Below are 12,377 nucleotides of genomic sequence, written 5' to 3' on the forward strand. Positions count from 1 at the left end.
GTGGAAAGACCATAGCCACCGGTTGTCGTTTAAGGTGGCTGCCCGTCCAGGCCACAGACAAGCGCCACACGTTTACAGGAGTGTCATGGCTACCCGCCGTCCCAAAGTTCCCCGGGTGACCCCATCAGCACCGCAGCCCCACACCGGCTCCGCCGGAGGCGATGTCATCCAGGCGGACTTCGGCGGCCACCGTCCGGGAGACGGGCACCGCCCGGCGGACACTGCGCACCGTCCGGCGGAAGCAGCCCGGGACAGGGACGCCAGCGCGAAATCCGCCGGCGCGGCGAAGGCAAAAAACACCTCCGGCACTACGGGGGCGGCCAAGGAACAGGCGAAGGAAACCGCCGGGAACAGCCGCGGCAAATCCGGCTCCGCCGGAGCCGCAGCTGGGGACGAGACCCTCGATCCGGTCCCGGCAAAGGCCTTTTCCGGGCGCATGCTGGCGCTGGCCGTCGTCATGATTGCCATCACCATCATGCTGGCGCCCACCGTGAAGATCTTCATTGACAAGCGCGCGGAAATTGCCGCGCTGGAAGCGGACATCGCCGCCAGCAAGGCAGACCAGGACAACCTCAAACGGCAGGTCTCGCGCTGGCAGGATCCGAACTACGTCAAACAGCAGGCCCGGGACCGCATTAACATGGTTATGCCGGGAGAGACCGGCTACTGGGTGTTCGGCAGCGACCTGCCGGCCGGCGCGTCAGGCAGCCAGCCCGGTGCAGCAGCAGCACAAGACCCCGCCAATATGCCGTGGGTGGATTCCCTGTGGGAGTCCATCAGGCGTTCGGCAACAGACTAGGAGCGGCGCCCGCCGCGGGACTGTCTCACAGGAGACAGCCAAAACCGGGCAGGAAGGATGGCCGCGCCAGTGGACGAGAACACGGCAACCGCGCCGGAGGAATCCAGCCAGCCATCGGCACACGATCTTGAGGTCCTCAGCCGCCAGCTCGGGAGGCCCGTCCGCGACGTCGTGGAGATCCCGGCGCGCTGCGTCTGCGGCAACCCCCTCGTGGCAGCCACGGCTCCGCGACTCAGCAGCGGAACGCCTTTCCCCACCACGTTCTACCTGACGCACCCCGTCATTACGTCCGCGGTGTCCCGGCTTGAAGCCGCCGGCCTCATGAACGAGATGAATGACCGGCTGACTGCCGACGGGTCATTGGCTGCCGCCTACCGGTCTGCCCACGAGGCTTACCTGGCGGCCCGCGCCGAGATCGGGGCCCGCTCCGGCATCGGTGAGGTCCCCGAGATCGACGGCGTCTCGGCCGGGGGGATGCCCACCCGCGTCAAGTGCCTGCACGTCCTTGTGGGGCACTCTCTCGCCGCCGGTCACGGCGTCAACCCGCTCGGCGACGAGGCCATCGCAGCCATTGCCGAGTGGTGGACCGCAGACCGCTGCTACTGTGACGGCGCCTGGGACACCGACGGCGAAGCGCCGTCCCGGGACCTCAGCCGCCACGGGCCCCAGGGCCTGCCGGAAATTGTCGGCCGGCCGGCACCCGTCCGGAAGTCCACGGTCCCGAAGTCCGCGACGGAGGCAGGCGAATGACCACGGTTGCAGCCATCGACTGCGGGACCAACTCCATCCGCCTGCTGATCGCCGACGTCGACCGCAGCAACGGGACGACGAAGCTCACCGACCTCGTGCGGGAAATGCGTGTGGTGCGGCTGGGCCAGGGTGTGGATGCCACCGGCGAACTGGCGCCCGAGGCGCTGGAACGGACGTTCGCGGCCACGGCGGAGTACGCCGAGCTGATCCGCCAGTACCGGGCCGTGAAAGTCCGCTTCGTGGCCACCTCCGCCAGCCGGGACGCCCGCAACCGCCAGGTCTTCGTGGACGGCATCCGCGGCCTCCTGGGCGTCGAGCCTGAAGTGATCTCCGGCGAGGAAGAGGCCGCACTCTCCTTCGCTGGAGCCAGCAGCGTCCTGCCGATCGCCAGCGACGACCGCGTGCTGGTGGTGGACCTGGGCGGCGGCAGCACGGAGTTCGTGCTGGGCGACGCAGCCGGCGTGCTGGCCGCCAAGTCCGTGGACATCGGCTGCGTCAGGCTGACGGAACGCCATCTCAAGTCCGATCCGCCCACTGCCGAGCAGATTGCCGCCGCGGAGGCCGACGTCGACGCCGCCATCACCGAAGCGGGACTGGACGTTCCGCTGGAACGCAGCACCGCCGTCGTCGGGGTTGCCGGTTCCATCACCACCATCACCGCGCACGCGCTGAAGCTTCCCGAATACCTGCCGGCAGCCATTCATGGTGCCGAACTCTCCATCGGAACCATCCAGGCGGCAGCCACGGACCTGCTGGAGATGACCAGGGCACAGCGCGCCGACCTGCCCTACATGCACCCCGGCCGGGTTGACGTGATCGGCGCCGGCGCCCTGGTCTGGCGGCGGATCCTCACCAGGATGGGCGAGCTGAGCGGCGGCCGCATCATTACGGCCACCGCCAGCGAGCACGATATTCTTGACGGAATTGCCCTGAGTGTCAGCTAGTCAGGCACCAGCCAACCGAGTATTGGATCTTGAATGACCAGAGCAACAGCCCGGCTCCGCCGGACGGTCTCGGCTCTCCTTTCGGCGACGCTCGCCGGGGGCATCGCCGCTACGGCGATCGCAACAGCCCCTGCGGCGCAGGCCGACACCTGGCGGGACAAGCAGTATTGGCTCAAGGAAGCCGGCATCACCAAGGCGTGGGAGGTTTCCAAGGGAGCCAACGTCAAGGTGGCGGTGATCGACAGCGGCGTGGACGGCAACCATCCGGACCTCAAGGGCGTCCTGGCCGGCGGGCATGACGCCTCCGGGGCGGGAAGCAGCGACGGGCGCAAGAGCATCGGCTCCAAGCCCGAACACGGCACGCTAGTGGCCACCATGCTCGCCGGCCGCGGGCACCAGCCCAAGACGACCGCCGGCGCAAAACCCAGCCCCAGCGCCACGCCGTCCAAGGTCATGCCCGACGGCATCATGGGTGTGGCGCCCGAGGCCCAGATCCTCTCCGTTTCAACGTGGCTCGGATCGGCCAATCCCGGCGGGAAGAGCGATCAGGACCAGATCCCGGAGGCCGTCCGCTGGGCAGTGGACAACGGTGCGAAGGTCATTAACATTTCGCTGGGCAGCACGTCTCCGGAATGGCCGCAGACCTGGGACGCAGCATTCCTGTACGCCGAACAGAAGGACGTCGTGATCGTTGCGGCGGCCGGCAACCGGGTCGGCGGAAACGTGCAGGTGGGGGCGCCGGCCACCATCCCGGGCGTGCTCACCGTGGCCGGGCTTGACCGCAGCGGCGCCGCCAGCACGGACTCCTCCTCCCAGGGCATCAGCATCGGGGTCGCTGCTCCTGCGGAGAAACTCGTCGGAGGGCTTCCGGGCGGCAAGTACGCCGAATGGGCCGGAACGTCGGGCGCCACCCCCATCGTCTCCGGCGTGGCCGCCCTGATCCGGTCCAAGTGGCCGCAGATGAGCGCAGAACAGGTCATCAACAGGATCGTCTCCACGGCCAAGGATGCGGGCGCACCAGGCAAGGATCCGCTGTACGGGTTCGGCGTGCTGAATGCCGAGGCCGCCCTCAAGGACGATGTCGCCGAGACCCAGAGCAACCCGCTCGGGTCAATCTCAGACTGGATCCGCGTCCACCGCCGCGGAAACCTCGCCACGCCCACTCCTGTCCCTCCGGCCGAGGCGCCGAGCGCCCAGGCCACGCTGCCCGAGGCGACCGTACCTGTGGCCGAGCCTCCGTCCCAGCTGGACAGTGCCCTCCCCGCCGCCGTGGTCATTGGTTTCGGCGGCCTCTTCCTGGCCATCATTGCGGCCGCCGCCATCCAGCTGCGCCGGGTGTATCGGGGCTCAGGCGGGAGCCCTGACGACCCCGAAACCGGCGTGCTGGGCAAGGTGGATCCGGGCGGACCGCCTAGTTAGTGAAGATTTTCACAAACTCATGTATTCTTGAAGCATGGCAACCACCACCCCCCAGCTCCAGGACCGTCCCCGGGTGCTCGTCGTCGGCGGCGGGTACGTCGGCCTGTACGTAGCACTGAAACTGCAGAAGAAGATCGCGAACGCCGGTGGCATCGTCACCGTCGTCGATCCACTGCCCTACATGACTTACCAGCCCTTCCTGCCGGAAGTTGCTGGCGGAAACATCGAGGCCCGCCACGCGGTGGTGTCCCACCGCCAGCACCTCAAGCAGACCGAGCTCATCCAGGGCCGCGTCACCTCGATTGACCACGCCAACCGCACGGCCGTGGTTGCCCCGGCTGACGGCGGCGAAAACTTCGAGGTGCCCTACTTCGACGTCGTCCTTGCAGCAGGAGCCATCACCCGCACGTTCCCCATCAAGGGCCTGGCGGACAAGGGGATCGGCCTGAAGACCATCGAGGAAGCCGTTGCGCTGCGCAACAAGGTCCTCGAGCGCATCGAGGTCGGCTCCATCATCACCGACCCCGCCGAGCGTGCCAAGGCACTGACCTTCGTGGTTGTCGGCGGCGGCTTCGCCGGCATCGAGTGCATCACCGAAATGGAAGACCTCGCCCGCGCGGCCGTCAAGAACAACCCGCGCGTCAAGCAGGAGGAAGTCCGCTTCGTCCTCGTCGAGGCCATGGGCCGCATCATGCCCGAGGTCACCGAGAAGCAGGCAGTCTGGGTTGTCGAACACCTCCGCAGCCGCGGCATCGAGGTCCTGCTCAACACCTCGCTGGACAACGCCGAGGGTGCCCTCAAGCTCATCAACCTGCCGGACAAGTCGCTGGCCCAGGAATTCGAAGCCGACACCCTGGTGTGGACTGCCGGTGTCCAGGCCAACCCGATGGTCCGTTCCACCGACTTCCCGCTCGAGCCGCGCGGACGCGTCCGTGCCCTTCCGGACCTGCGCATCGCCGGCGACGAAGGCATCGTCGAGAACGCCTGGGCCGCCGGTGACATTGCCGCGGTCCCGGACCTCACGGGCAGTGGCCTGCCGGACGGCACCTGCGTCCCCAACGCCCAGCACGCGCTGCGCCAGGCCAAGCGCCTCGCCAAGAACCTGTGGGCCTCCCGCTGGGACAAGCCCCTGGTCGACTACAAGCACAAGAACCTTGGTGCCGTGGCCGGCTTCGGCGAATGGAAGGGCGTTGCCAACATCAACCTCCTGGGCCGGATCGGCCTCAAGGGCGGACTCGCCTGGCTGGCCCACCGCGGCTACCACGGCATGGCCATCCCCACGGTGGAGCGCAAGATCCGCGTGATCATGGGCTGGATCCTCGCCTTCTTCATGGGCCGCGACACCACGCAGCTTGAAGACCTGGACAACCCGCGCGGCGCCTTCGTGGCCGCCGCCACCCCGGCTCCCAAGCCGGCTGCTGCCCCCGTCGCTGCGGCCCCGGTGGACAAGCCCGCGGCCGCTCCGCAGGGCGGTTCGAAGGACGCTGTTGCGGCGGAAGCCAAGTAACACGCACTAATTGACGACGGCGGCCGTTCCCTTCCGGGGGAGCGGCCGCTTCGTCGTTTGGCCGCCTGCCGCCTGACCGTGCGCGTCGTGGCCGGGTCCCCGGCAGCGGCGGCCGGGAAGCTTAGACTGGCTGCATGACGGGCGAAAAGAACCTCCAGACCCTGCTGGCCGCAATGCATCCCGCCCTCCGCGAAGGAGAGTATGTTTACGTGCTCTGGCCGCACGGAAAGCCATTGATGGGCGGCATCGAGGCGGCTGTCCGGGAGGCCGAGGGGCTGACGGTGGTGCTGCCCCGCGCGGAGGCGGACAGGCTGGAGCTCCCCTACGACTTTGTGGCTGCCTGGATCACCCTCGAGGTCCATTCGGAGCTGGAAGCCGTGGGCCTGACCGCGGCGGTCAGCAGGGCGCTCACGCAGGCCCGGATCAGCTGCAACGTGCTGGCGGGCTTTCACCACGATCACCTGCTCGTGCCGGTGGGGGACGCCGCCCGGGCCCTGGAGGTCCTGGCGGAGCTCTCGGCCGCCAACGCCCCCGACCCTGAGCCGGTGCGGGAACTGGTGCTCCGGAACGAGAACCCGGAGGACCGCGCAGCAATTCTGAGTCTGACGGCGGACGCCTTCGCTGTGTCTCCGGTGACGGGCCTGCCCGTGGAAGGCCAGCCGGTGGAGGTGGAGCTGCTGCGGCAGCTCTTCGATTCCGAGGAATACCTGCCGGAGTTCAGCGTCGTGGCCGAGCTCGACGGTGAAATCGTCGGGCACGTCATCAGCACCCGGGCCTGGGTGGATGGCCTGGAACTGCTGGGACTCGGCCCCATCGGAGTGACCCCCAGGCTGCAGCGCCACGGCATCGGCTCGGCACTGATGCGCGAAACACTGGTCCGGGCCAACGCGGCGGGGGAGCGCGGCATCGCGCTGCTCGGAAGCACCGAATATTATTCGCGCTTCGGCTTTGTGCCGTCGTCCTCGCTGGGCATCGAGGCTCCGGACAAGAACTGGGGCGACAACTTCCAGTTTCTTCCCCTCGCGCTCTGGCCCGGCGGCGTCCACGGCATCTTTCGCTATGCCGGACCCTTTGCCGCCTTGGAAGGCGATACCATTGACCGGGCGCCCCAGTAGCCCAATTGGCAGAGGCAGCGGACTTAAAATCCGCGTGTTGTGGGTTCGAGTCCCACCTGGGGTACTTCGGGCATGGAAGTGTCCGCTTGTCTGCGGGGCCCGGGGGTCGCCGCTTTGCGCTAGGCGGCTGCGCTCGGCCTTTCTGGAGGGCGTTTCTGTTCTTCGGGTGGTTTGTTAACCTGCTCATCAGGTTTGGGCTGCTCATCGGGCTTCCCCTCGGCGCTTTCTTCGGGCTCCTCGGCGGCGGTCTTCTCCGGCGGCGGTTCCCAGTCAAGGAGCTTGGTCAGAATCTCCGCAGCTTTCTTGCTCCGCTCCTCCTGCGGCAGTTGGTCGAGGATCCGTTCCGCCGCAAGTAGCCTGCCGGTCAGGGAAGGCTCAAGGTAGTAGTGGTTCAACTGTTCCATTGCTTTTTCGTGCCCTTTGAAGAACGTCTTGCCCAGAAAAGCGCTAAGCAACGTCCCTAGGGCAGTAAGCCCGCCAGTGATGTACTTGTTTTCGTCTCCGACACGGAGTGCGAGGATGGACCCGGCGATCAGGATCAGTAGGGCGGCTACTGCCGCGCCCCAGGTCAGCGTGAAAGCGGTCCGCTGCTGTCGTTTCGTCATCTGTTGATATTCATCAAGCTGTCCGCGGTTGAGTTCGAACATCCGCGCAAACTGCACCTTCGGGTTTGCTTTTTCACTTTCCATGGCGTCGCGCAGTTCCCGCAGCGCACGATCGACACGGTATCTGGCACTGGCCCTGGTGCGGGCCGCGAAAGCGCGGCGGGCGGCCCAATAAGGAACGGTCAACAACCGAGCGTGATCAGGCCGGCGACGGCTGATTTGATTCCCCAGATGCGAAGGGGAGACAGGTCTGATTCTTTGAGGGTGACGGTTATGACGAAGACGGGAAAGAGGAGGAGGATGAGCCCGGCCCCGCACCACCGGTGGATGACGGGCCGGCGTTCCATGTACCACGTGCGCTCGGGGCTGGAGGCCCAGGTACTAATAAGCTTCGGATTTAGGCCCTCTCGCCTGAGCATGTACTTGAGCTGATCCGGCGATCCGGGGGCTGATGCAATTCTCTGCGGGTCCTTAGCATCAGGACCGGACGCTGCTACGGCACTCATCCGTCCCACCTCTTTTCGAGTCCATAAAGCCCCGTAAACAGTCCCGTGTCAAGGGGTTTAGGCGACCGTCCGCGCGCTAACGGCCGTACAGTTCTCCGGCCCCATCAGCTCCCTTTGTTGCCTTTGCGGCGTTCCCTTGGCACAGCTGTTTCCATGTGATTAGTCGGCTGCATCGAAGTCAGGCGCCTTAGCACCGGCAGGTGTCCCATATGCAACGAGTGTTATAAGGATGTGACCTTACTCACTTATGTTCGGGCCTGATTTGCATTAGCTTGAAGTTAACTCAGGAACACCTGACCAATCGCATCAAAGGCCGTTCGCACCTTTCGATCGAGGAGACTCTCAATGATTTCACTCCCCCAGGCGGCGCCCCGAGTCGCTAAGCTCACAGCGCTTAGCATCGGCGTCGCCCTTCTGGCTTCGGCTTGTGGTGGCAGCCCCACCCCAGGTTCGACCGAAACCACCGCCGCCGCGGGCGGCATCGCCTGCCCGGCACCCAGTGCGACTGCTGGCGCCACCAGCACCGCGGGCGAGACCGGCGCCGTGCCGGATTCAACGACCATCACCCCGACGCCACTGAAAATTGGATCGCTTCTGCCGACGACGGGGTCGCTGGCGTTCCTGGGCCCACCCGAGATCGCCGGTGTTAATCTCGGCATCAAGGAAGTCAACGATGCGGGCGGCGTGCTCGGCAAGCCCGTCCAGGTGATCCACCGCGACTCCGGCGACACCAAGACGGACATCGCCACGCAGTCCACCACCGCGCTGCTGGGAAGCGGCGTCAGTGCGATCGTCGGTGCCGCTTCCTCGGGCGTTTCCAAGACCGTCATCAACCAGATCACCGGCGCCGGTGTTGTCCAGTTCTCGCCTGCGAACACGTCGCCGGACTTCACCACCTGGAACGACAAGGGCCTCTACTGGCGCACCGCTCCGTCGGACGTCCTTCAGGGCAAGGTGCTGGGCAACTACATGGCCACCTGTGGCGCCCAGACGGTGGGCATGATCGTTCTTAACGACGCCTACGGGACCGGCCTGCAGAAAAACGTCAAGGCCGCCTTTGAGGCAGCCGGCGGCCAGGTTGTGGCCGAGGAACTCTTCAACGAGGGCGACTCCCAGTTCAGCAGCCAGGTGGACAAGGTCATCGCCGCCAAGCCGGACGCCATTGCCCTGATCACCTTCGACCAGGCCAAGAGCATTGTTCCGCTGCTGACCGGCAAGGGTGTCAAGCCCACCCAGCTGTTCATGGTGGACGGCAACACGTCCGACTACTCCAAGGACTTCAAGGCCGGCACGCTCAAGGGCGCCCAGGGAACCATCCCGGGCACGTTCGCCAAGGAGGACTTCAAGAAGAAGCTGCTGGCGATTGACCCGGCGCTGAAGGACTACAGCTACGCCGGCGAGTCCTACGACGCCGTCAACCTGATCGCGCTGGCATCAGAGGCAGCCAAGAGCACCAAGGGCACCGAGATTGCCAAGCAGCTCAAGGCGGTCTCCGAAAACGGCGAGAAGTGCAGCACCTTCCCGTCCTGCGTCACGCTGCTCCGCAACGGCAAGGACATCGACTACGACGGCCAGTCCGGCCCGGTGACGTTCTCCGACGCGGGTGACCCGACGGAGGCCTTCATCGGCATCTACGAGTACCAGGACGACAACAAGTACCAGCCGTCCAAGGAAGAATTCGGCAAGCTGTAAAGCCCCTTTCTCCCAGTCACACAGAAGCCCCCGTCCAGCAGGACGGGGGCTTCTGCGCGCCCGCATGATTTGCACCGGCTCTGGGAGTGGGCGGCTGGGCGAGGCGACCGGAGGTGCCGGTGCCTTGAGCCGGGCCGTAGCCAGGCATGCAAAAGGGCCGCCACCGGATCGGTGACGGCCCTTTTGCTAGGTTGCCCTGGTGCAAGGTTGCCTGCCCTGCGGGTGCTACCTACTTTTCGTGTTCGTCGGCGAGGGTTCCCAGGTACAGCTGGATGACCTTGGGGTCCCTCATGAGCTCCCGGCCGGTGCCCGTGTATGCGTCCTTTCCCTGGTCCAGGACGTAGCCGCGGTCGCAGATCTGCAGGCAGCGGCGTGCGTTCTGCTCCACCATGATGACGGACACGCCTGCGCGGTTGATCTCGTGCACGCGCAGGAAGGTTTCATCCTGCTTCACGGGGGAGAGGCCTGCCGAGGGCTCGTCCAGCAGCAGCACGGCAGGGTCCATCATGAGGGCCCGGCCCATGGCCACCATCTGGCGCTCACCGCCGGATAGCGAACCGGCGCGCTGGGCACGACGCTTGCCGAGCTCGGGGAACAGACTGGTGACAAAGTCGAACCGTTCGGCAAACGCCTTGGGCCGCTGGAACATGCCCATCTGCATGTTCTCCTCGATCGTGAGCGTGGCGAACACGTTATTGTTCTGCGGGACGAATCCCACACCCTGGGTCACCAGCTTGTTGGCCTTGAGGCCGGTCAGGTCCTGGCCTCGGACGACGACGGATCCCGAGTGCACCTTCACGAGGCCGAACATCGCCTTCAGGAGCGTGGATTTGCCCGCACCGTTAGGTCCGATGATTCCGATCAGCTCGCCCTTGCGGGCCTCGATGCTGCAGCTGTTGAGGATGTTGACCCCGGGCAAGTACCCGGCAACCAGATTGGTGACCTTGACGACAGAGTCATCCGATGCTGCGGTGCTTGCGGCCGGGGCCGCACTCGTGGCACTCATGCTTTGTCCTTGTCTGTGCGGGCCTGATCTGTGCCCGCCTGTTCTGTGCGGGTGGCGTCATCGCTGCGGACCTCCCGCAATTCCGGTGCCACGATGTCCACGGCGATGATGCCGGCGTTCTCCGTGCCGACGATCGATTCCTCGTCCGCGACCAGTTCCTTCTCGAGCTCCTTGATGCCTTCGGAGTCGCCAAGGTCGACGTCGTGGTGGGCGCCCAGGTAGGCATCGATTACGGCCGGGTTCTTCATGACTTCGCCGGGGGGTCCCTCAGCCACGATCTTTCCTTCGGCCATGACAACCACCCAGTCTGCGATGTGGCGCACCATGTTCATGTCGTGCTCCACGAAGAGGACCGTCATGCCTTCAGCCTTCAGGTTCTTGATGTGGTCCAGCAGGGACTGGGTCAGCGCAGGATTGACGCCGGCCATGGGCTCGTCCAGCATGACCAGCTTGGGGCTGACCATGAGGGAGCGGGCCATTTCGAGGAGTTTGCGCTGGCCGCCGGAGAGCGATGCCGCGTAGTCGTCCTTCTTCGTGTCCAGCTTGAATTTCTCCAGCAGGACGTTTGCCTGGTCCGTGATTTCCTTTTCGCGGCCGCCCCAGACGCCCTTGAACAGTGCCCTGGACAGACGTTCGCCGGGCTGGTTGGAGCCACCGAGCCGCATGTTTTCCATCACCGTCAGCTTGCCCATGACCTTCGTGAGCTGGAAGGTGCGGACCATGCCCATGCGTGCCACCTTGTAGGAGGAAACGCCGGCAATGCTTTGCCCTTCGAACTGCCATTTGCCGGAATTCGGAATGTCGAATCCGGTGAGCAGGTTGAACAGCGTGGTCTTGCCGGCGCCGTTGGGGCCGATCAGGGCGGTGATCTTGTGACGCGGAATCTCAAGGTAATCGACGTCGACGGCGTTGATGCCGCCGAAACTGCGGGTCACGTTTTCGGCGACGACGATCGGGTCCCGCTTCTTGCAGCCCGGGGTGTTCTCCCCGACGGCTATTGCGCGGGCGTCCGTCATGTAGTCGACGCCGTCTGCAGTGAATTCTTCGCTGTGCTTGCTCATGCGAACGCCAGCTCCTTCTTATTGCCAAAGACGCCCTGCGGCCTGAAGATCATCAACAGCATCAGGGCGATGCCCACCAGGATGTAGCGCAGCTGGCCGGCCTGGACTGTGGTCAGCCAGGTCACTGCGCCGGATTCGATGAGTCCGTAAAGGATCCCCTGGGTGAGGGACAGGACCACCCAGAAGATCATGGCGCCGATAACCGGCCCCAGGACCGTGGCCATGCCGCCGAGCAGGAGGCAGGTCCACAGGAAGAACGTCAGCTCGGTGCCGTAGTTGGCGGGCTGGACCGCGCCGCGGGGGAGCGTGAACACCATGCCGGCCAGCGCCCCGACGATGCCGCCGATGACCAGTGCCTGCATCTTGTACGCGTACACGTTCTTGCCGAGCGAGCGCACCGCGTTCTCATCCTCGCGGATGCCCTTCAGGACACGGCCCCAGGGGCTGCGCATCAGCAGCCAGACGATGACGCAGCAGACAATCACCAGGCCCCAGCCGATGAACCTGATGAAGAAGTCACGGTTGTTCATGCCGAAATAGGAGCCCTCCGGGAAGGGGTTCATGTCGTAGAACCCTCCTTCGAAGGCTGCCAGGCCGTTGGCGGAACCGGTCACGGCGGTGAGCTGGTTGGTGGTGACCACGTAGCGGACAATTTCCGCCGCCGCGATGGTGACGATGGCCAGGTAGTCGGCCCGCAGGCGGAGGGTGGGAATACCCAGGATCAGTGCAAAGAGCACGGAACCGACGACGGCGATCAGGAGCCCCACAAAGAAGGGAACGCCGAAACTGAGGGTGGAGATGGCGAAGCCGTAGGCTCCCACCGCCATGAAGCCGGCCTGGCCGAAGTTCAGCAGGCCCGAGTAGCCGAAGTGGACCGCCAGGCCGAGGGCGGCAAGCGCATATGCGGCAGTCGTCGGGCTGAAAATTTCGCCGGCTGCGCTGGAAAGAATGAATCCGAAGTCCATGGCAGTCT

12 protein-coding genes and 1 tRNA gene are annotated in these 12,377 nt (G+C 65.5%); 8 read left to right on the forward strand and 5 right to left on the reverse strand.

Features of this window, described 5'->3' with window-relative positions; translation table 11 throughout:
- Positions 1-85: 85 nt before the first annotated feature.
- The 7 genes from J7I89_RS19225 (at position 86) to J7I89_RS19255 (ending at position 6,598) form a co-directional block, all read left to right on the forward strand.
- Positions 86-799, forward strand: coding sequence for a septum formation initiator family protein (locus tag J7I89_RS19225; protein WP_214973541.1), 714 nt, complete (start codon positions 86-88; stop codon positions 797-799).
- Positions 800-868: 69 nt separating this feature from the next.
- On the forward strand, positions 869-1,549 hold the full coding sequence (locus tag J7I89_RS19230) for a DUF501 domain-containing protein (protein ID WP_214973542.1): 681 nt from the start codon (positions 869-871) through the stop codon (positions 1,547-1,549).
- Positions 1,546-2,493, forward strand: coding sequence for a Ppx/GppA phosphatase family protein (locus tag J7I89_RS19235; RefSeq protein WP_214973545.1), 948 nt, complete (start codon positions 1,546-1,548; stop codon positions 2,491-2,493). Before J7I89_RS19230 ends, J7I89_RS19235 begins: the two co-directional genes overlap by 4 nt.
- A 33-nt stretch (positions 2,494-2,526) precedes the next feature.
- The gene (locus J7I89_RS19240; RefSeq protein WP_214973546.1) at positions 2,527-3,912 is read left to right on the forward strand and encodes a S8 family serine peptidase; all 1,386 of its coding nucleotides are present in this window, start codon (positions 2,527-2,529) and stop codon (positions 3,910-3,912) included.
- A 34-nt stretch (positions 3,913-3,946) separates the two neighbouring features.
- The gene (locus tag J7I89_RS19245) at positions 3,947-5,419 is read left to right on the forward strand and encodes an NAD(P)/FAD-dependent oxidoreductase (RefSeq protein WP_214973548.1); all 1,473 of its coding nucleotides are present in this window, start codon (positions 3,947-3,949) and stop codon (positions 5,417-5,419) included.
- A 134-nt stretch (positions 5,420-5,553) separates the two neighbouring features.
- Entirely contained in the window at positions 5,554-6,534 is a 981-nt protein-coding gene (locus J7I89_RS19250) for an N-acetyltransferase (protein WP_214973550.1), read from the forward strand.
- A tRNA-Leu gene (locus J7I89_RS19255) sits at positions 6,525-6,598 on the forward strand. The genes J7I89_RS19250 and J7I89_RS19255 overlap by 10 nt, the downstream gene beginning before the upstream one ends.
- A 55-nt stretch (positions 6,599-6,653) precedes the next feature.
- Here the strand turns inward: J7I89_RS19255 and J7I89_RS19260 are convergent.
- Positions 6,654-7,325, reverse strand: coding sequence for a hypothetical protein (locus J7I89_RS19260; RefSeq protein WP_214973552.1), 672 nt, complete (start codon positions 7,323-7,325; stop codon positions 6,654-6,656).
- Positions 7,322-7,645: a hypothetical protein gene (locus J7I89_RS19265; protein ID WP_214973554.1), complete on the reverse strand. Its 324-nt coding sequence runs from the start codon at positions 7,643-7,645 to the stop codon at positions 7,322-7,324. Before J7I89_RS19265 ends, J7I89_RS19260 begins: the two co-directional genes overlap by 4 nt.
- Positions 7,646-7,990: 345 nt before the next feature.
- Between J7I89_RS19265 and J7I89_RS19270 the strand changes: the two genes are divergently transcribed.
- Positions 7,991-9,337, forward strand: coding sequence for an ABC transporter substrate-binding protein (locus J7I89_RS19270; RefSeq protein ID WP_214973556.1), 1,347 nt, complete (start codon positions 7,991-7,993; stop codon positions 9,335-9,337).
- Between the two features lie 229 nt (positions 9,338-9,566).
- Here the strand turns inward: J7I89_RS19270 and J7I89_RS19275 are convergent, their stop codons facing one another.
- The 3 genes from J7I89_RS19275 to J7I89_RS19285 are packed head-to-tail and all read right to left on the reverse strand — an operon-like array spanning position 9,567 to position 12,369.
- Positions 9,567-10,343, reverse strand: coding sequence for an ABC transporter ATP-binding protein (locus J7I89_RS19275; protein WP_214973557.1), 777 nt, complete (start codon positions 10,341-10,343; stop codon positions 9,567-9,569).
- Positions 10,340-11,404: an ABC transporter ATP-binding protein gene (locus J7I89_RS19280; RefSeq protein ID WP_251045562.1), complete on the reverse strand. Its 1,065-nt coding sequence runs from the start codon at positions 11,402-11,404 to the stop codon at positions 10,340-10,342. The genes J7I89_RS19275 and J7I89_RS19280 overlap by 4 nt, the downstream gene beginning before the upstream one ends.
- Positions 11,401-12,369, reverse strand: a complete 969-nt coding sequence (locus tag J7I89_RS19285; protein ID WP_214973559.1) for a branched-chain amino acid ABC transporter permease — start codon at positions 12,367-12,369, stop codon at positions 11,401-11,403. The genes J7I89_RS19280 and J7I89_RS19285 overlap by 4 nt, the downstream gene beginning before the upstream one ends.
- Positions 12,370-12,377: the final 8 nt, after the last annotated feature.

Source organism: Arthrobacter sp. ISL-5 (assembly GCF_018613835.1).
GTDB lineage: Bacteria > Actinomycetota > Actinomycetes > Actinomycetales > Micrococcaceae > Arthrobacter.